Annotated in this window: 16 protein-coding genes and 1 pseudogene; 7 read left to right on the top strand and 10 right to left on the bottom strand. The window is 73.3% G+C overall.

The genetic code is table 11. The features are described from left to right. Nucleotides 1–260: 260 nt before the first annotated feature. Entirely contained in the window at nt 261–476 is a 216-nt protein-coding gene (locus BIU94_RS07530) for a DUF3073 domain-containing protein (protein ID WP_071256724.1), read from the bottom strand. A 159-nt stretch (nt 477–635) separates the two neighbouring features. Between BIU94_RS07530 and BIU94_RS07525 the strand changes: the two genes are divergently transcribed. Then, nucleotides 636–1,763 carry an NAD(P)-binding domain-containing protein gene (locus BIU94_RS07525; protein WP_071256708.1) on the top strand — a complete coding sequence of 376 codons (1,128 nt, stop codon included), beginning with the start codon at nt 636–638 and terminating at the stop codon, nt 1,761–1,763. Nucleotides 1,764–2,096: 333 nt separating this feature from the next. On the opposite strand, the gene BIU94_RS07520 is transcribed toward BIU94_RS07525, so the two are convergent. The 4 genes from BIU94_RS07520 to BIU94_RS07505 form a co-directional block, all read right to left on the bottom strand. Next, on the bottom strand, nt 2,097–2,537 hold the full coding sequence (locus BIU94_RS07520) for a DoxX family protein (RefSeq protein WP_071256706.1): 441 nt from the start codon (nt 2,535–2,537) through the stop codon (nt 2,097–2,099). Between the two features lie 138 nt (nt 2,538–2,675). Then, nucleotides 2,676–2,912, bottom strand: a complete 237-nt coding sequence (locus BIU94_RS07515) for a DUF3072 domain-containing protein (protein WP_071256703.1) — start codon at nt 2,910–2,912, stop codon at nt 2,676–2,678. 86 nt (nt 2,913–2,998) lie between these two features. Continuing rightward, nucleotides 2,999–3,754 carry a hypothetical protein gene (locus tag BIU94_RS07510; protein ID WP_071256698.1) on the bottom strand — a complete coding sequence of 252 codons (756 nt, stop codon included), beginning with the start codon at nt 3,752–3,754 and terminating at the stop codon, nt 2,999–3,001. A gap of 11 nt (nt 3,755–3,765) precedes the next feature. Then, nucleotides 3,766–5,964, bottom strand: coding sequence for an APC family permease (locus tag BIU94_RS07505; RefSeq protein WP_071256695.1), 2,199 nt, complete (start codon nt 5,962–5,964; stop codon nt 3,766–3,768). 130 nt (nt 5,965–6,094) lie between these two features. Between BIU94_RS07505 and BIU94_RS07500 the strand changes: the two genes are divergently transcribed. Continuing rightward, the gene (locus BIU94_RS07500) at nt 6,095–6,517 is read left to right on the top strand and encodes a MerR family transcriptional regulator (RefSeq protein ID WP_254784786.1); all 423 of its coding nucleotides are present in this window, start codon (nt 6,095–6,097) and stop codon (nt 6,515–6,517) included. A gap of 127 nt (nt 6,518–6,644) precedes the next feature. Here the strand turns inward: BIU94_RS07500 and BIU94_RS07495 are convergent, their stop codons facing one another. The 3 genes from BIU94_RS07495 to BIU94_RS07485 form a co-directional block, all read right to left on the bottom strand. Beyond that, nucleotides 6,645–7,229: a PadR family transcriptional regulator gene (locus BIU94_RS07495; RefSeq protein WP_071256691.1), complete on the bottom strand. Its 585-nt coding sequence runs from the start codon at nt 7,227–7,229 to the stop codon at nt 6,645–6,647. Then, nucleotides 7,226–8,095 (bottom strand): DUF4097 family beta strand repeat-containing protein, encoded by an 870-nt coding sequence (locus tag BIU94_RS07490; RefSeq protein WP_071256689.1) that lies wholly within the window; start codon nt 8,093–8,095, stop codon nt 7,226–7,228. The genes BIU94_RS07495 and BIU94_RS07490 overlap by 4 nt, the downstream gene beginning before the upstream one ends. 84 nt (nt 8,096–8,179) lie before the next feature. Continuing rightward, entirely contained in the window at nt 8,180–8,836 is a 657-nt protein-coding gene (locus BIU94_RS07485) for a YitT family protein (RefSeq protein WP_071256687.1), read from the bottom strand. 61 nt (nt 8,837–8,897) lie between these two features. Between BIU94_RS07485 and BIU94_RS07480 the strand changes: the two genes are divergently transcribed. The 3 genes from BIU94_RS07480 to BIU94_RS07470 all read left to right on the top strand — a co-directional run bounded on the left by BIU94_RS07480 (nt 8,898) and on the right by BIU94_RS07470 (nt 14,575). Continuing rightward, a complete protein-coding gene (locus tag BIU94_RS07480; protein WP_071256683.1) occupies nt 8,898–10,349 on the top strand; it encodes a PLP-dependent aminotransferase family protein in 1,452 nt (483 codons plus the stop codon). Between the two features lie 87 nt (nt 10,350–10,436). After that, the gene (locus BIU94_RS07475) at nt 10,437–11,114 is read left to right on the top strand and encodes a DUF6518 family protein (RefSeq protein WP_071256681.1); all 678 of its coding nucleotides are present in this window, start codon (nt 10,437–10,439) and stop codon (nt 11,112–11,114) included. 38 nt (nt 11,115–11,152) lie between these two features. Further along, on the top strand, nt 11,153–14,575 hold the full coding sequence (locus BIU94_RS07470) for an efflux RND transporter permease subunit (RefSeq protein WP_071256678.1): 3,423 nt from the start codon (nt 11,153–11,155) through the stop codon (nt 14,573–14,575). Between the two features lie 351 nt (nt 14,576–14,926). On the opposite strand, the gene BIU94_RS07465 is transcribed toward BIU94_RS07470, so the two are convergent. Together BIU94_RS07465 and BIU94_RS07460 are read right to left on the bottom strand one after the other, a co-directional pair. After that, complete coding sequence (locus BIU94_RS07465; RefSeq protein WP_071256671.1) at nt 14,927–15,256, bottom strand: hypothetical protein; 330 nt, start codon at nt 15,254–15,256, stop codon at nt 14,927–14,929. 111 nt (nt 15,257–15,367) lie between these two features. Continuing rightward, complete coding sequence (locus BIU94_RS07460; protein ID WP_139195852.1) at nt 15,368–16,396, bottom strand: alpha/beta hydrolase; 1,029 nt, start codon at nt 16,394–16,396, stop codon at nt 15,368–15,370. A gap of 142 nt (nt 16,397–16,538) precedes the next feature. Here BIU94_RS07460 and BIU94_RS07455 point away from each other — a divergent pair, with 142 nt between their 5' ends. Together BIU94_RS07455 and BIU94_RS07450 are read left to right on the top strand one after the other, a co-directional pair. Beyond that, a complete protein-coding gene (locus tag BIU94_RS07455; RefSeq protein ID WP_071256667.1) occupies nt 16,539–17,393 on the top strand; it encodes a polyphosphate kinase 2 family protein in 855 nt (284 codons plus the stop codon). A gap of 282 nt (nt 17,394–17,675) precedes the next feature. Beyond that, nucleotides 17,676–17,965: pseudogene (locus tag BIU94_RS07450) on the top strand (ATP-dependent helicase); the annotation flags it as partial.

The following is a 17,965-nucleotide window of genomic DNA, read 5'->3' as shown; positions in this document are numbered from 1 at the left end:
CGGGGCGCCGGTGACATCGCACTTCGTGCCGGAACCGGTCCGCCGATGCGGTCCGGAGTGCGATCTCAGCGGACGTCGTGCGTCGCGCGGGCGCGAGCCGGGGCGTCCCGGGTCGACATCGGGCGGTGAGGTCGCACTTCGTCCGAGAACCTGTTCGCGGATGCGGGCCGGAGTGCGATCTCAGCGCGTGGCGACGGCACGGCACGCGCACGCAGAAACGCCGCGCTCCCCGAGGGTGCGCGGCGTGACGGCATTCGACGTCAGGCGGACTTGTTCTGGTCCTGCTCTGCGTCGTACTCGTCGACGTCGTCCTGGTCGGAACCGTACTGGTCCGCCCAGCGGTCGACGAGTTCGTCATCGGAGTGTTGTCCGGCGGAGAGCTCCTGCTCGAGTGCACCGTAGTTCGTCTGCGGGCTGAAGTACTTCAGCTCACGGGCGACCTTGGTGTGCTTCGCCTTCTGACGGCCGCGCCCCATGCGTGACCCCCTCGTTCGGCTCTGGTCCGGTCCTGGCGAATGACGGAGGATCACTCGGGGAACCAGACGGTTCGTGGTTTGAAATCTGCCGATGACTCTACCATGTACCTCGATCTGGACGTCGCGGCGACTGCTGGCGTGCACAGGAGAATCGAAGTGATGACCGAACCTCGCGACAACCCAGTCGACCAGCGTGCCCGCGTGGTCGTGATCGGCGCGGGGCAGGCGGGTCTCTCGGTGGGGTACCACCTGCGCCGCCTCGGTCTCGTGCCGGGCGACGACCTGGTCATCACCGACCGCGCGCCGAGCACGGGCGGCGCGTGGCAGTTCCGGTGGGAGGCCCTCCGCCTCGGTGCCGCGCACCGCGTGCACGACCTGCCGGGCATGCGGGCGATGGGGCTGCAGTTCGACGACGCCGACCGGTCCCGACCGGCGCGGGACGTCGTCGCCGAGTACTACCGGCGGTTCGAGCAGCACTACGACCTGCGGGTGCGGCGTCCGGTTTCGGTGACGTCCGTCGAGCGCGCGGGCGCGGACGACGGCCTCTGCGTGACGACCCGCAGCGCGGACGGCTCGGTCACCCGCATCGTCGCCGACGTCGTGGTGAACGCCTCGGGCACGTGGGGAACCCCGTTCGTGCCCTGGTACCCGGGGCGCGACGTCTTCCGCGGTCGCCAGCTCGACACGACCGAGTACCGCTCCGCGGGTGAGTTCGCGCGGCAGGACGTCCTCGTGGTGGGCGGCGGCACGAGCGCGATCGGGTTCCTGCTCGAACTCGACGGCGTGGCGCGGTCGACACGGTGGTTCACGCGGCGCCCGGTCGTCTGGGCGGAGTCGGCCGCGCTCGACCTCGAGTCCGCGGTCGCCGCGGTCGACGAGCAGGACCGTGCGGCGCGCGCCGGCGAGGTCCTGCCGAGCATCGTCAGCGGGACCGGCGTCCCCGTGTCGCGGCGGATCCGGGCCGGCATCGACCGCGGGGTGCTCCGCGACGAACGGGTGTTCAGCCGGATGGACGAGACCGGGGTGGTGACGGCCGACGGCGAGCACGTGCACGCGGACGCCGTGGTCTGGGCGACCGGGTTCCGCGCGGACCTGCGCCACCTCGCACCGCTGCGGCTGCGCACCGCGGCCGGCGGTGTCGTCGTGGAGCAGGGGCGGTCGGTCGACGAGCCGCGCCTCTTCCTGGCGGGCTACGGGCCGCAGGCGTCGACGATCGGGGCGAACCGTGCCGGTCGCGTGATCGCCCGGCAGGTCGTGGACGCGCTGGCTGCCCTGCCGGGAGCCTGAAGCGCCCAGCCCAGCGCCCAGCGCCCAGCGCCCAGCGCCCAGCGGCGAGCGGCCCGCGGCCGGCGGACGGCTGCGAGCGGCCAGCGGCAACCGATCAAGCGATCGAGCGCAGCAGCGAGCAGCGAGCGGCAAGCAGCAAGCAGCAACCGGCCAGCGGCCAGCAGCGGCCAGCAGCGGGCGGTCGGCAGCGGGCGGTCGGCATCAGGCAGCCGGCGGCGACCGGCAACCGGCGCCCGTCCTGCGGTGGCCCGGCCCCCGACCAGCAGCGGCCAGGAGCGCCACCGGCCGCCGCAGCACGCGAGCGCGCAGCCCGGCCGGCCCGCCCCGACGGGCTCAGGCGGGCAGGGGCTCCTCGACGCCACGGCGGCGGCGGGAGGCCCGCAGGACCACGGCGTCGAGCGAGAACCGGCCCGGCCCGGTGAGGGCCACGGCGAGCGAGGCGACGGCCAGCACGAGCACGTACTCGAACCCGCCGTCCTGCGACCAGAACCCGGAGGACGCGTGGGCGAGCAGCCCGGCGACGACCATGTCGACCGCGAGCAGGACGCCGATGACCCGGGTCGCGACGCCGAGCACCAGGAGTGCCCCGCCGACGAGCTCGAGCCCGGCCACGAGCGGTGCGGCCAGGTCGGCGAGGGGGACGCCCATGCCGGCGAAGCCCTGGGCGACGTTCGGGATGCCCTGGGCGAACTTCTGGGCACCGTGGGCGATGAACACCACGCCGAGGACGATGCGGAGCGCGGTCAGGCCGATGGAGGTCGATGTCGTTCGCATGGGGACGACGGTAACCGGTGACGCGTCATCGATGCCCCTCGTCCGGGGGTCTGTCCGGACTTCACCAGAACACCCCCAGACAACGGTCCGCCGAACGGCGGACCGGCCCGTGGACCGGTCCACCGGAGGAAGGGTCGATCAGGAGTCGGTGCCGCGGCCCGTCTCCTGCTGCAGGCGGTCGATGTTCTCCGACGCCTCGGCCTTGGTGAGGTCGGCGGGGAGTTCCTCGCCGGCCTCGCGCGCCAGGGTGTCGAGGTAGCTGCGCTGCGGACCCGTCATGGGCTCGTCGCCGGTGACCCACTGCTCGGGGTCCTTGCTCGCGGTGGTGGACGGGTCCGGGCGGGCCCCGCCGATGGTCTCTTCTGCGTCACTCATGCCCGGGACGCTACGCCGCACCTCCGACGCCGCACGCAGCCCCACGTCCCCCCGCGTCCCCCGGTGTGCGGGCCGGGCGCGGGGTCTCAGACCGGGACGGCGGTGTAGCGCACCAGGTCGGGGCCGACGGCGCTCGTCGCGATCGGGACGACGCTGCCCTGCCGGAGGATCCAGATCGTGGCGGCGCGCTCGTCGATGCGATCGACGGGGTGCAGGGCGCCGTCGAGCAGCACGGTGGCGGAGACCGCGACCCGGCCGCTGGCGGGCCGTGGCGGCAGGCCGGGCACGTCGTCGTCGTACGCTGCGTACTCGCCGGGCTGCAGGAAGGGGGACACCGGGGCGGTGACGACCTCGAGTCCCTCGTCCACCTCGGACACCGCGACCAGGCGGACCGCCTGGTCGGTCGGCAGCGGCACGTCCACCACGGGTGCGTCGTCGGGGCCGGCCAGTGCGCGGAAGGCGGGCCGACCGTCGGGGGCGAGCCGTGCCTCCAGTCCGTCGATGCGGACGCGGCCGCGTCCCCGCGAATCGGCGTACAGGCCGGGCGTGATGCCGGACTGCCGTGCCTCCGGCCGGGACACGACCACGCGGTCCGGGCGGTACCAGTCGCGGAGCGTCGCGGGGTCCACCCACCCGACGCTCGGGACGCCCCGCGTGAGTGCCGCCGACTCGTCGGCGGCACGTTCGTCCAGGGCGCCGAGCGGGTGCTCGCCCCGCACCGCGACGAGGCCCTCGTGCGGGCTGCCCGCCGGCGGCTCGTGGTCGAGCACCTCGACACGCTTCGAGACCTTGCCGCCGTGGCCGTCGAACGTGGCGAAGGTGCGCAGGTCGGTGATCGTCATGACGTCAGATGCTACGACTCGTCGCCCGCACGGCGCGGGTGTGCGGGGACGAGGGCCCGGATCTCGCCGGTGGACAGTGCGGGGTCCGCGCCCTCGGCGGGACCGGCCGGACGCGTCGCCCGGCGCGGCTGCAGGCTGTTCCGCTGGGCCGAGCGGAGCAGGCGGTCCTGCGGTGCGTCGGACGACGTCCTGCGCAGCGGCGGCCGCACGGGCTCGCCGCGGCGTTCCTGCCCGGGCAGCGGACGGGACCGGCGGCCGTACAGCAGCTCCGAGGAGTCGAGCAGCCACGGCACGAGGGCGACCGTCACGCCGTGCACGAGCAGCAGCTTCTTGCGGATGCGGCGGCCCCGGTGGTTGTGGAGCAGCCCCTCCCACCAGTGCCCGACGACGAAGACGGGCGTGTAGACCGTCACGACCTCGGAGCCGTGCTCGAGGCGGTGCGCCTTGATGTACTTGATGAGCGGCATCGAGATGTCGCGGTACGGGCTCGGCACGATGGTGAGCGGGACCTCGAGGCCGAACTCCGCCCACTGCGCCCGCAGCCGCTGCGCGTCCGCGTCGTCGATCGCGACGTGGAGCGCCTCGATGCTCGCGTGCTCGGCGGCGACCGCGTAGTCGAGCGCCTTGAGCACCGGCTTCTGCAGCTTGTTCACCAGCACGATCGCGTGGTCGCCGGTGGCGCCGAACCGCGTCTCGACGTCCGCCTCGATCTCGTGCGAGACGTCGCGGTAGTAGCGGTTCACACCGAGCATCAGCACGTAGAGCACCGGCATGATGAGGAAGACGAGCCAGGCGCCGTGCGTGAACTTCGTGATCGTGACGATGACGAGCACGACGAACGTGAAGCTCGCGCCGACGGTGTTGATGAGCCGGGAGCGCACGACCTGGCCGCGGTGCACGGGTTCCGTGGCCGTGCCCGCCCGGTCGGCCCGCAGCAGTCGTGTCCAGTGCACGACCATGCCCGTCTGGCCGAGCGTGAACGACACGAAGACGCCGATGATGTAGAGCTGGATGAGGCTCGTGACGTTCGCCCGGTAGACCACGAGCAGCGCCGCGGCGACCAGGGCCAGCACGATGACGCCGTTCGAGTAGATGAGCCGGTCGCCGCGGGTCGACAGCGCCTTCGGGGCGTAGGAGTCGCGCGCCAGGATCGAGCCGAGCAGCGGGAACCCGTTGAAGGCCGTGTTGGCCGCGAGGAGCAGGACCGCCGCGGTCGTCGCCTGGATGACGAAGAACAGGACCGAGTCGTTGCCGAAGGTCGCCGCCGCGATCTGCGCGATGAGCGAGCGCTGCGGCGTGGTGGCGCAGTCCGCGAAGCCCTGCAGGTCGCAGGCGCGCTCGGCGTAGTGCACGTGCGACACGAGCGCCAGCGTGATGAGCCCGACGAACAGGACGATCGCGATGCCGCCCATGGCGACCAGGGTGGCCTGCGCGTTCCGGATCTTCGGACGGCGGAACGCCTGCACGCCGTTCGCGATGGCCTCGACGCCGGTCAGCGCCGAGCAGCCCGAGGCGAAGGCGCGCAGGAGCAGCAGGACGAACGCCGCCTGCGTGGTGTGCTCGACGTTGTCGACGGTGTACCCGGCCGACTCGGCGACCGGCGCGTGGCCGGCGGCGACGCGGACGAGCCCGGTGACGACCATCACGAACACGCTCGCCACGAACAGGTAGGTGGGGACGGCGAAGGCCTTGCTCGACTCGCGGACCCCGCGCAGGTTGGTGGCGGCGAGGAGCACGACGAACACCAGGGCGAGCTCGACGCGGACGCCGTTGAGCACCGGCAGTGCCGAGATGATGTTGTCGACGCCCGAGGCCACCGACACCGCGACCGTCATCACGTAGTCGACGAGCAGGGCGCTCGCCACCACGAGCCCGGCCTTCTCGCCGAGGTTCCGGTGGGCGACCTCGTAGTCGCCGCCGCCGGACGGGTACGCCTTGATGAGCTGCCGGTAGGACGCGACGACCACCACGAGCAGCAGCACGACGAGCGCGGCGACCCACGGGGCGAACGTCAGGAACGCCATGCCCCCGAGCAGCAGGATCATGAGCAGTTCCTGCGGCGCGTACGCCACCGAGGACAGCGGGTCGCTCGCGAAGATCGGCAGGGCCAGGTGCTTCGGGAGGAGCTGTCCTTCGAGCTTCTCGGAGGGGAGGGGATCCCCGATCAGTCGCGCTTTCAACGACCGGATCTCGTTCGTCACGAGCGGCAAACCTACTCAGTTCCGGGCGCGAGTCAACACGGGCCGCAGGGCACGTATTCCCGGATCGGCGCAGCGGTTCCGCCGACGGTGCACGGTCGGGTTCGTCGTTGACGCAGGGGCAACCCCTAGCGTGTCCTGCATGAGCGATCCGTCAGACATGGACGACGTTGCTGCGAAAGCGCCGCACGGCATCGCCACGGTGGCGCGTTCCGCCGGGGTGTCGAGCCGCACCCTGCGGCACTACGAAGCCGTCGGTCTGCTGCCGCCGACCGCGATCGGCGACGGTGGCGTCCGGCGCTACGACGGCCGCGCGCTCGTGCGGCTGCAGCGCATCCTGCTGCTGCGGGAGCAGGGACTCGGTCTGCCCGCGATCCGGGCGCTGCTGGACGAGGCCCCGGACGACGCCGCCGCCGTGCTCGCCACGCACGTCGCGTGGCTCGAACGGGAGCGGGACCGGCTCGCCCGGCAGCTCGCCGCCGTGCGCACGACCGTCGCCCGGCTCGAGCGCGGCGAGGCGCTCGATCCCGCAGGCGTCTTCTACGGGTTCGCGCCGCTGCGGTAGCCGGGTGCGGCGCGCGTGCGCGCTGTGCGCTGGTGCCGCTGCCGGTCGCGTCCGGCAGGTCGCGGAACGTGGCTCCGACGCGGCGGACGGGAGGCTCGGCTCCTGTCCGCCGCGTCGGCCGGCGGTCTCAGAGGGACTTGCGCAGGGCCTCCAGGCCGTCGCGCAGGCGCGTCACGGTGTCCGGACCGAGCGTGCCGCGGGTCGCACGGCGTCGCAGGTCGGCGCGGACCTGCTGCCGGAACGACGACAGCGCCATCTCGAGTTCACGCAGGGCACGGGCGCCGTCCGACGGGACCGACTCAGGCTCGGCGGCCGGGGTCGCCGGGTCGGGGGTCTCGGCCGAGGCCGCCAGGTCCGCGCGCAGTGACCGCATCGCCTCGCCGACCGAGGCGCGGACGCCGTCCGCCAGGGACTTCACCGAGTCGGCGACGCCGGACTGCACCGCGGTGACCTCGTCGGCGCGGGCGTCGAGCTCGGCACGGCCGGCGTCGGTGATCGCGTAGACGGTCTTGCGGCCGTCGGCGGTCTTCGTGACGAGGCCGTCCTCCTCGAGCTTGGCCAGCCGCGGGTAGACCGTGCCGGCGCTCGGCACGTAGGTGCCGCCGAACCGGTCGCCGAGGGCCTGGATGAGCTCGTACCCGTGCATCGGGTGGTCGGCGAGCAGGACGAGCAGGTAGAGGCGCAGGTGGCCGTGCGCGAAGACGGGGCTCATTCGTGCACCGCCGTCGGGTCCTGCGCCTGGTCGGCGGCGCCGTCGGAGGGCAGGCCGGCCGGAGCGGGGACCGGCGGTGCGTGCACCACCGCGATGTCGCCCGACACGGACTTCACGCGGAGCTCGAGCCAGCGGCCGGAGAGCTCCCCGCCCTGCTCGACGTGGGTGCCGCGCACGCCGCGGAGCTCGGCGTCGTCGAACTGCAGCCTGCCGGTGGCCGTGCTCACGGTGGCCTGGTACGCGACGCCGTCCTCGAGGCGGACGCTCACGCGGCCGGACACGGTGTTCACCCGGGCGGACTCGGGCACGCCGTGCAGGTCGAGCACGACGTCGGCGGAGACGCCGTCCGCCGAGAAGCGGGAGATCGGGCCGGTCGCGACGACGTCACCGGAGACGGTGCGGACCGTCAGTGCGCCGTCGAGCTCGCGGACCGTGGTGGTGCCGGACACCGCGTTGACGGCGACGTCACCCGCGACGCCGTCGACCACGAGGTCACCGGTCGCCGAGTTGAGGTTCGCACCGCGGTTCGTCCCGGACAGCAGCGCGCCGGCGGACACGACCCCGAGCGTCACCGCGACGTCGCGCGGGACCAGTATGCTGACGTCCGCGGTGGGCTTGCCGCTGAAGGACCGGACGAAGCCGACCGGGTCGTCCCACCGGATCTGGGGGTGGTCGACCGTCAGCGTGTCGCCGTCGACCTCGATCTTGAGGGCCTTGCCGGACACGCGGTGCACCTCGACCCGTGCCGTGGGCTCGTCGTGTGCGACGACGTCCACCTGACCGGCGACGAGCCCGACGCGCAGGCGTCGGACGATGCCGGTGTCGATGACCTTGGGCTCCTCGACGAGCCACTTCTCCTGTGCCATGTTGTCTCCTCGAACTCGCGATGTATCGCGTCGTGGAGCACACGCTATGTCGCGTTCCTGGGAGCCGCTCGGGTGCCGGCCCGGTCACGGGCCAGGAGCAGGAGCGGGCGCGGCGGTCGCACCGGGCGCGGCTGCTGTGCGGGCCTGCCGCTCGGGGCTCCAGGGGAACCGACGGAACAACGGCATGATCGGCTGCACCATCGGGCCGATCGCGAACGCGGCGACGACGGTCCCCACCCCGACGTCGCCGCCGAGCACCCATCCCACGACGACGACCGTGACCTCGACCAGGGTCCGGGCGAACCAGATCGGCCAGCCGAGCCGTTCGTGCAGGCCGACCATCAACCCGTCACGGGCCCCGGTGCCGAAGCCGGCACCGATGTAGAAGGCGGTGGCGACCGCGAGCAGCACGAGGCCCGCGGTGAACAGCGCGATCCGGGGGAGGAGCCCGTCCGGCTCCGGTACGGCCCAGAGCACGAGGTCGGCGCTCGGGCCGATGGCGAGCGCGTTGAGCAGCGTGCCGATCCCCGGCTTCTGCCGCAGCGGGATCCAGAACAGCAGGACCACCCCGCTCGACACGATCGTGATGACGCCGAACGACCACGGCACCACGTGCTCGAGCCCCTGCGTCAGGACCGTCCACGAGCTGACGCCCACGACGGCCCGGACCTGGAGCGCGGTCGCGGCGCCGTAGAGGAACAGGCCGACGAGGAGCTGCACGAACCGGAGGGTCAGGGACATGGCTCCATCGTGGCGACGGATTGGACTGCTGGTCGAGAGCCAATCGGGCTACGGTGGACCCGTGACCCCCGTCCTGCTGAGCGCCCGCTCCGCCGCCCTCCTGCTCACCGACTGGCGGGTCGCCACCGACGCGCCGGCGTACGAGGCGCTGTCCGACGCGCTCCGCGTGCTCGTCATCGACGGTCGGGTCCCGCTCGGAGCGCGGCTGCCCGCCGAGCGCGGGCTCGCGGACGCCCTCGGGGTGTCCCGCACGACGGTCGCGAACGCCTACGCCCGGCTGCGGTCCGACGGGTTCCTCACCTCGGTCCGGGGCTCCGGCAGCGTGGTCCGCCTGCCCCGGGAGCTCGCCGGGCGACCGGACCCCGAACGGCTCGGCGGCGTGGTCGACGGCGGACTCCTCGACCTGCGCAAGGCGGCCCTGCACGCGGCACCGGGGGTCGCCGAGGCGATCGACCGTGCGGTGCGCCACGTCCCCGCGGCGCTCGCCGGGATCGGCTACGACACCGTCGGCGACCCGGGTCTCCGCGCCGCCGTCGCCGCGCGCTACACGGAACGGGGCCTGCCGACCGACCCGTCGCAGATCGTCGTCACCATCGGCGCGCAGCACGCGATCGCGCTGCTCGCCCGTGTGCTCGTCCGCCGCGGCGACGCCGTGCTCGTCGAGTCGCCGACCTACCCGCACGCGCACGAGGCCTTCCGCGAGGCCGGCGGACGTCTGGTCGGCGTCCCCGTGGACGCACGGACCGGGTGGGACGCGACCGCGCTCGAGACGACGCTGCGTCGCGCCGCCCCGGCCGTCGCCTACGTCATGCCGGAGCTGCACAACCCGACCGGCGCGACGATGTCGGCGGAGACCCGCCGCCTGCTGCTGTCCGTCGCGGCGTCGGTCGGCACCGTCGTCGTCGCCGACGAGACCATGGGCGAGCTGCGGATCGACGGCGAGGCGTCCGCCCCGCTCGCCGCCGCGGACCCCGACGGCACGTCGGTCGTGATGATCGGCTCGGCGGCCAAGGTCTTCTGGGGCGGCCTGCGGATCGGCTGGGTCCGCGCGGCACCCGCACTGCTGCAGCGGCTGCTCCGCGCCCGCCCGACGGGCGACCTCGGCACCCCCGTGCTCGACCAGCTGGTCGCGCGCGAGCTGGTGCCGCGGACGGCGGCCGTCCTGGAGGCGCGGCGTGCGACCCTGTGCGACGGTCGCGACGAGGTCGTGGCCGCGCTCCGGACGCGGCTGCCGGAGTGGGACGTCCCGTCACCGGCGGGCGGGTTGACGACGTGGGTGGGGCTCGGCCGTCCGGTCTCCAGCGCGCTCGTGCTCGCCGCGCGGGCCGAGGGCGTCGTGCTCGCCTCGGGCGGGGTCTTCGGTCCGGACGGCGGGTTCGAACGCTTCCTGCGGGTGCCGTTCACGATGGGACCCTCGGACCGGGGGCGTCTCGTCGACGTCCTCGGACGGGCGTGGGCGCGCGTCGGCGGCGAGGCGACCGGCACGCGGGGATCGCTGGCCGCCGTGGTCTGAGCGTCTCATCCGGACGGTTGACCCGCGGGGAACGGACTCGACCCCGCGGATGATGTGCGGCGGGTGCCGGGCGGCGATCCTGGAGCCGTGGACGCGACCCTGACCTCCGGCACCCGACCGACGACCTCCGGGGACCCCGTGCCGTCCGGGTGCCCGGCGGTCCCGGCCGCCGCCCGGGTCACGATGGCGCTGAGCGGCGCGCTGTTGGCCGGGGTGGGCACGTCGTTCGGGCAGGCCGTGCCGGCGTTGTCGTCGGCGTCGAACTCGGCCGGCCCGTGGTTCGTCGTCGCCGCGGCGCTCTGCCTGGCCGCCGGTGTCCGGGCCGGTCGGTCCGCACTGCCCCTCGCCATGGTGCTCGGTGTGGTGCTGCTCGAGCTCATGCACGTCGGCTACTGGGCCACCTCGAACCTGCGCGGGTACCCGGACTCCCTGTCGATCACGAACCCGTGGGTCCTGCTCGGGGTGCCGGCCGGCCTGCTCGCGGGGGCCGTCGCCGTGTCCGTCCGGTCCCGCGACGAGCGCTGGCGGGCGGGGGCGCTCGGCGTCAGCGCCGCCGTGCTCGTCGGCGAGGGCATCCGGGCACTGCTCCAGGTCGCCGCCACGACCGGCCACGCCACGTGGGTCGTCGAGGTCGTCGTCGGGGTCGCGCTGCTCCTGCTCGGGGTGGGCACCGCCCGCACGCCGCTCGGCCGGGTCGTCGCACTCGGCACCGGGGTGCTCGGGACGCTCGGGGTCCTCGGTGCGTACCTGCTGATCAGCGGCTGAAGCGCGCGGCTGTCGGCTGCGCCTGCGAGGATCGGACCGTGCACCTCCTCTCGGTCTTCAGCCTCCGCAACCGTGCCCTCATCGCGCTCGTCACCATCGTCGTCGCTGTGTTCGGTGGGATCTCGCTGACGAGCCTCAAGCAGGAGCTCATCCCGAGCGTCGAGTTCCCCCAGGTGGCGATCGTCAGCGCCTACCCCGGGGCGACGCCGGAGGTCGTCTCGAACGACGTCGCGACGAAGATCGAGCAGGCGATCCAGGTCGTCCCGGACCTCGAGTCGACGACCGCGACCTCGTCGACCGGGCAGAGCGTCGTGTCGGCCTCGTTCGACTACGGGTCGAACCTGGCCAGCGCCGAGGACAAGATCCAGACCGCGGTGAACGCGCTGTCGCTGCCCGACTCGGTGCAGACGCAGATCGTCACGGGCTCGTTCGACGACCTGCCCGTGCTCCAGCTCGCCGTCACCGGCGAGGGCGACCAGGAGCAGCTCGTCGACCGCCTCAACGCGACCGCCGTCCCCGACCTCGAGAAGCTCGACGGGGTGCGTCAGGCCGACGTCTTCGGCAACCCGGGCCGTCGCGTCGTCATCACCCCGGACGAGGACGAGCTCGCCGCACGCGGGCTCACCACGCAGTCGATCTCCGACGCGCTCGACGACAACGGCACGCTCATCCCCGGCGGCACCATCACGCAGGACGGCTCGACCCTGTCCGTGCAGACGGGCGAGCGGATCGCCTCGGTCGCCGACATCGAGGCACTGCCCCTGACGTCGTCGTCCTCGTCGTCGTCCTCCGACTCCACCGGGGCCGGGAGCGGCTCGACCGACGCGACGGGCACGTCGGGCGCGACCGGCGCCCCGGGCGCGACCGGCACGGCGGACGGCAGCGGCGTGACGGGCGCGGGCAGTGCCTCCAGTCCGGCCACCGGCACCGGGACCACCGCGAGCGGCACGTCGGACGCGACGACCACGACCACGACGCCGACGTCGCTCGGCGACGTCGCGAAGGTCGCGATCGAGGAGTCGCCGCGCACCTCGATCAGCCGCGTCGACGGCGAGACCGCCCTGACCATCGCCATCACGAAGACGCAGGACGCGAACACCGTCGACGTCTCCGAGACCGTGAAGCAGGCACTGCCCGGCATCACCGCCAAGGTCGCGGGCGACCCGCGCTTCACCGTCGTCTTCGACCAGGCGCCCTACATCCAGCAGTCCATCGACTCGCTCGCCGAAGAGGGCCTGCTCGGCCTCGGCTTCGCCGTCCTCGTGATCCTGGTGTTCCTGTTGTCGGTCCGGTCGACCCTGGTCACGGCCATCTCGATCCCGACGTCGGTGCTGCTCGCGGCCATCGGCATGCGCGCCGCCGGCTACACCCTCAACATCATCACGCTCGCGGCCCTCACCATCGCGATCGGCCGCGTCGTCGACGACTCGATCGTCGTCATCGAGAACATCAAGCGACACCTGCAACCCGGGGTCGACCGGGCGCAGGCCGTCCGCGAGGCCGTCCGCGAGGTCGCCGGTGCGGTCACCGCCTCGACCCTCACCACGGTCGCCGTGTTCCTGCCGGTGGCGTTCGTCGCCGAGCTCGTCGGCGAGCTGTTCCGTCCGTTCGCGCTCACCGTCACGATGGCGCTCGTGGCGTCGCTCCTCGTGTCGCTCACCATCGTCCCGGTGCTCGCGTACTGGTTCCTCCGCGCACCGAAGGCGCACCGGCACGCGGTGGCGGAGGGCGACGGCGACGACGCCGTGACGGCGGCTGCGCCCGCCACCGGGTCCGCGTCGCCCGGCGAGCTCGGGTCCGCCGCGGACCTGCACGACGCCGGACGGCCCGACCGGCTGCAGCGCGGCTACCAGCCCGTGCTCCGCTGGGTCATGCGGCGGCCGGCGGTCGTCCTCGTCCTGGCCGTCCTCGTGCTCGGCGGCACGGCCGCCGCGGTGCCGTTCGTGAAGACGAACTACCTCGGCGACTCCGGCCAGAACACGTTCACGGTCACGCAGGACCTGACGCCGGGCACCAGCCTGGCCGTGCAGTCCGACGCCGCGCGGAAGGTCGAGCGGGTACTGCAGGACGTCTCCGGCGTCGAGACCGTGCAGACCACCATCGGGTCGAGCGGCCAGTCGATCCAGGCGGCCTTCGGCGGGGGAGCGTCGGCGTCCGTGCAGTACAACGTCACCACCGACGCGGGTGCCGACCAGACCACCGTGCAGTCCACGGCGCGCGACCGCATCGAGGCGATCGACGACGTCGGCGAGGTCTCGCTGTCGTCGGCCGGCGGCGGCTTCGGCGGCTCGAGCGACATCGAGGTCGACGTCACCGCGCCGACCCAGTCCGAGCTCCGCACCGCGGCGCAGCAGGTCCTGCGCGAGATGCGCGGCGTCGACGGCACCACCGGCGCGACGAGCAACCTGTCCGCCGCCGAGCCGTTCCTGGCCGTCAAGGTGGACCGCGAGAAGGCCGCCGCGAAGGGGCTGACCGAGACCCAGGTCGGCGGGATCGTCGCCGCGGCGATCTCCCCGCGCGACACCGGCAGCGTCGAGATCGAGGACGCCACCCTCGACGTCTACATCGCCGCCCCCGAGCCGCCCACCACGGCGAAGGCGCTCCGGGCGCTGTCGATCCCGACGGCCTCGGGCGACGTGCCGCTGTCCGACCTGGCGACCGTCGAACGGTCCGAGGGGCCGACCACGATCACGACGTCGAACGCGGCCCGCACCGCCACGATCACGGTCACGCCGGACTCGACGAACCTCGGTGCGGCCGTGCAGAACGTCACCGCAGCGGTCGACCGCCTCGACCTGCCGCGGGGCGCGTCGGCGTCGATCGGCGGCGTCGCGTCCAGCCAGTCGTCCGCGTTCAGCCAGCTGCTGCTCGCCGCGCTCGTCGCGATCCTCATCGTCTACGTGATCATGGTGGCGACCTTCCGGAGCCTGCTCCAGCCGCTGCTGCTGCTCGTGTCGGTGCCGTTCGCGGCGACCGGTGCGCTGCTGCTGCAGATCATCACGGGCATCCCGCTCGGGGTGGCCTCGCTCATCGGCCTGCTCATGCTCGTCGGCATCGTCGTGACGAACGCCATCGTGCTCATCGACCTCGTGAACCAGTACCGCCGCAGGGGCCTGCGCGTCGCCGAGGCCCTGGTCGAGGGCGCCACCCGGCGTCTCCGCCCCATCCTCATGACGGCGCTCGCGACGATCTTCGCGCTCGTGCCGATGGCGATCGGGCTGACCGGCAAGTCCGGCTTCATCTCGCAGCCGCTCGCCCTCGTGGTGATCGGCGGCCTGGTCTCGTCGACGCTGCTCACCCTCGTGGTGCTGCCGGCGCTGTACTTCGTCGTCGAGCGGCGCGCGGAACGCCGGGCTGACCGCATCGCTGCCGGTCGCACCCGCAAGGAGGACCGCGCGCTGCGCAAGCAGGAGCGCGCCGAGCGCCGGCAGGAGCGCGCCCGGGCGAAGGCGGCGGCGTAGCCACGGCCCGGGTGTCCGTCGTCGGCGGACTCGCCGTCGAGGTCGCACGAAGTCGGCGGACTCGCCGTCGAGGTCGCACGAACTGCCGTTCGGCGGGGCCGCGGGCGAACGGTCGTGCGACCTCGCCGGCCGTCGTGCGGCGGGTCGTGCGACCTCGGAGCGGGCCGGCTGGCGCGAGCCCGTCCGGTGCCCGGTCAGTGGGCGCCGGGGCGGCCGAGGTGTCCGCCGTCGAGGTCGCAGGAACTGCCGTTCGGCGGGGCCGCAGGCGACAGAACGTGCGACGTCGGCGGCGGTCGTGCGGCGGGTCGTGCGACCTCGGTGCCGCGCCGGTCGGAGCTCGAGCCGGGTCGGCTAGCGCCGGTACTCGGCGTCGACGAGCGCGATGACGTCGGTCGGGACCGCGGGAACGCCGGCAGGCGTCCTACGCGTGCGCTCGGTTCGTTCGTCCTGCTCGACCGCGCGGAACCAGGAGACCAGCACGCAGGTCAGCGCGACCAGGAACAGCACGCCGGCGACCTGCGACACCACACGGAGCTGCCCGCCGGACGCAGCCGCGTAGCCGCCGAACGCCACCGCGGCGGTGAAGGTCAGTCCGAGGGACAGCTCGACGACCGTCCGCAGCGCGGAGTGCTCCCAGCGGGCGGCATCGGCGCGGGTAGGGCTCGTCGAGGTGTCGGTCACCCCCGGAGTCTGACCCCGCCCGCGCCCGGAGGGCAGTCCCGAGTCCGGGTGCCACCCAGACGGGGCGACCGTGCGGGGGCGGTCGAGCGGGGCCGTCCGGCGCCCGCGCGGTCAGCCCAGCTCGGCGCGCAGGAAGGTCACCACGCGGCGGCTCATGGCCTCGTCCAGCTGCGCGATCGAGTGCGCCGAGCCCTCCACCGCGATGAAGGTCACCGGCACGTCGTGCTCGCGGAGCGTCGCTGCGAACTCCTGCGACTCCCACAGCGGGATGAACTCGTCGGTCGAGTGCCCGATGAAGAACGGCGCCGTGTCCGACGTCACGTGGTACTCGGGCGACGCCCGCACCGCCGCCGGGCACGCCGTGTAGTTCCGGCAGCCCAGGTACAGCAGCTGCTTCCGCTGGAACGAGGCGGAGACCCCGTCCGGCTCCGTGGAACGGCGCGTCAGGTTGGTCGGCCCGCTCAGGTCGACCACGGCGCGGATCCGGTCGCCCTCGGCGAAGGCGCTCGACTCGTGGTCGGTGACGGCGAGCATCGCGGCGAGGTTCCCGCCGGCGCTGCCGCCGAACAGGCCGACGCGTTGCGGGTCGACGTCGTAGGTCTCGAGCGTCGCTGGTCGGAAGACGTAGTCGAGCGCGCGACGGACGTCGTCGAGGCCGGCCGGGAACGGGTCGGTCGGCGCGAGCCGGTAGTCCACGTTGAAGGTGACGAAGCCCTCGGAGGCGAGGTACTGGCAGACGGACCGGTACGCCGCGGTCGCCTTGTCGCCGTGCGACCAGCTGCCGCCGTGGATCATCATCACGGCCGGACGCCCGGTGCCCGGACCGGCGGCGGCCGCTGCTGCGGCGTCGTCCGGTGCTGCGGAGGCACCGGCCGTGGGGGTCGCGGTCGGGGTCGCCGACGTCTCCGGCTCGCTGTCCGCGGGCAGGCACACGTCCATGCGCTGGAGCGGGTCGGCTCCGTAGGGGACGTCGGCGACCACGTCGATGCCGTGGTACTGCAACGACAGCGGGTAGATGACGCTGTCCGCGGTGACCGTCGTGTTCCCGTCGCCGAGCGGGTCCGTGCTGCACCCGGTCGCCACCCCGAGCGCCACGACCGCTGCGACGAGTGCGAGCACTGTGCGGCGGCCGGGGTTCACCGGATCAACGGTAGCCGCAGGCAGCGCGCCGGACGTCACCCGAGCGGAGGAGGGACAGTTGTCCACAGGCGGACGAGCGGGGCCACTGCTCGTCACCACGGTGGTGCAGGATGAGGGGCGACGCCGGACCGCAGGAGGACCCATGAGCAGTCGCAAGTCGTGGAACGCCGACCCCGAGCCGCTGTTGCGGCTCGAGCCCGGGTTCCGCCTCGACCAGGTCGACCCCGACGCGACGCCGGGTTTCCCCGGCCGCAAGATCGACGGCCTCGAGGCGCTCGCCGCCGGCTCCTCGCGGCTCGCCGCCCTGCAGGAGCGCCTGTACGCGGCCTCCACCGGTGGGGACGAGCGACGCGTCCTGCTCGTCCTGCAGGCGATGGACACCGCGGGCAAGGGCGGCATCGTCTCGCACGTCGTCGGTGCGGTCGACCCGAACGGTGTGCACTACGCCGGCTTCAAGGTCCCGACCGCCGAGGAACGCCAGCACGACTTCCTGTGGCGCATCGAGCGGCAGCTGCCGGAAGCGGGGCAGCTCGGCGTGTTCGACCGGTCCCACTACGAGGACGTCCTCATCCAGCGCGTTCGGTCGTTCGCCGAGCCGGACGAGATCGAACGTCGCTACGGCGCGATCGTCGACTTCGAGCAGCGCCTCGTCGAGCAGGGCACGACGGTCGTCAAGGTCATGCTGCACATCTCGAAGGACGAACAGCGCGAACGGCTCGGCGATCGGCTCGACCGCCCGGACAAGCACTGGAAGTTCAACCCCGCCGACATCGACGAGCGGCTGCGCTGGGACGAGTACCAGGAGGCCTACCAGATCGTGTTCGACCGGACCTCGACGCCGCAGGCGCCCTGGTACGTCGTGCCGGCGAACCGCAAGTGGTACGCCCGGCTCGCCGTGCAGCAGCTGCTGCTCCGCGCGCTCGAGGACATGCACCTGTCGTGGCCCGCGGCCGACTTCGACGTCGCCGAGCAGCGGCAGCGGCTCGCCGAGTCCTGAGGGGCGCGAGCGCGTCGTCGAAGGCCGGTCAGGAGGCCCGGATCACCCCGCGCGGACGGCCGCCGGTCCCGGCGGGGCTGGTACCGGGGCGTCCGGTCGCGTAGGATCGTCCGGTCGGCCTTCGACACCGTGACATCGTGATCACGGACTTCTGCTGGGTGTGTGTTGCTCGAGGGCTGGAATCACGTCGAATCGCGACGGGATGAACCCCCTCTCCGCAAGCAGCCCCCGCCGATGTCGCTGTCGGGCGCTGCGGTACGTTGCGCACCCGAGAAAGCAGTCATGGCCCCGTACAACAAGGGCGGCGCGGACAACCGCGCCTCCGACCGTGTCCGTCACCCGAACGGCACCCCCGCCGCTCGCAGCAGCAAGCACCGCGGCTTCCGCGCCGCCGACCCGTCGCAGCCGCGCCAGAAGCAGCGCTGGGACGCCGAGGAGCGTCGCGGCCGCTCGGCGCAGGGCGACCGCCCGGCCCGTCCGAACTGGGAGCCGCGCGACGCCGGCCAGCGCCGCGACGACCGTGCTCCGCGTCGCTTCGACCGGGACGACCGTGCCCCGCGTCGCTTCGACCG

The organism is Curtobacterium sp. MMLR14_006, from assembly GCF_001864985.1.
Lineage (GTDB): Bacteria > Actinomycetota > Actinomycetes > Actinomycetales > Microbacteriaceae > Curtobacterium.
This window is presented reverse-complemented; position numbering and strand designations above follow the sequence as displayed.

Bases quoted from the DNA above. Each gene is read 5' to 3' on its own strand.
- BIU94_RS07530 (WP_071256724.1), bottom strand. From the start codon at position 476: ATGGGGCGCGGCCGTCAGAAGGCGAAGCACACCAAGGTCGCCCGTGAG.
- BIU94_RS07525 (WP_071256708.1), top strand. From the start codon at position 636: ATGACCGAACCTCGCGACAACCCAGTCGACCAGCGTGCCCGCGTGGTC.
- BIU94_RS07520 (WP_071256706.1), bottom strand. From the start codon at position 2,537: ATGCGAACGACATCGACCTCCATCGGCCTGACCGCGCTCCGCATCGTC.
- BIU94_RS07515 (WP_071256703.1), bottom strand. From the start codon at position 2,912: ATGAGTGACGCAGAAGAGACCATCGGCGGGGCCCGCCCGGACCCGTCC.
- BIU94_RS07510 (WP_071256698.1), bottom strand. From the start codon at position 3,754: ATGACGATCACCGACCTGCGCACCTTCGCCACGTTCGACGGCCACGGC.
- BIU94_RS07500 (WP_254784786.1), top strand. From the start codon at position 6,095: ATGAGCGATCCGTCAGACATGGACGACGTTGCTGCGAAAGCGCCGCAC.
- BIU94_RS07495 (WP_071256691.1), bottom strand. From the start codon at position 7,229: ATGAGCCCCGTCTTCGCGCACGGCCACCTGCGCCTCTACCTGCTCGTC.
- BIU94_RS07490 (WP_071256689.1), bottom strand. From the start codon at position 8,095: ATGGCACAGGAGAAGTGGCTCGTCGAGGAGCCCAAGGTCATCGACACC.
- BIU94_RS07485 (WP_071256687.1), bottom strand. From the start codon at position 8,836: ATGTCCCTGACCCTCCGGTTCGTGCAGCTCCTCGTCGGCCTGTTCCTC.
- BIU94_RS07455 (WP_071256667.1), top strand. From the start codon at position 16,539: ATGAGCAGTCGCAAGTCGTGGAACGCCGACCCCGAGCCGCTGTTGCGG.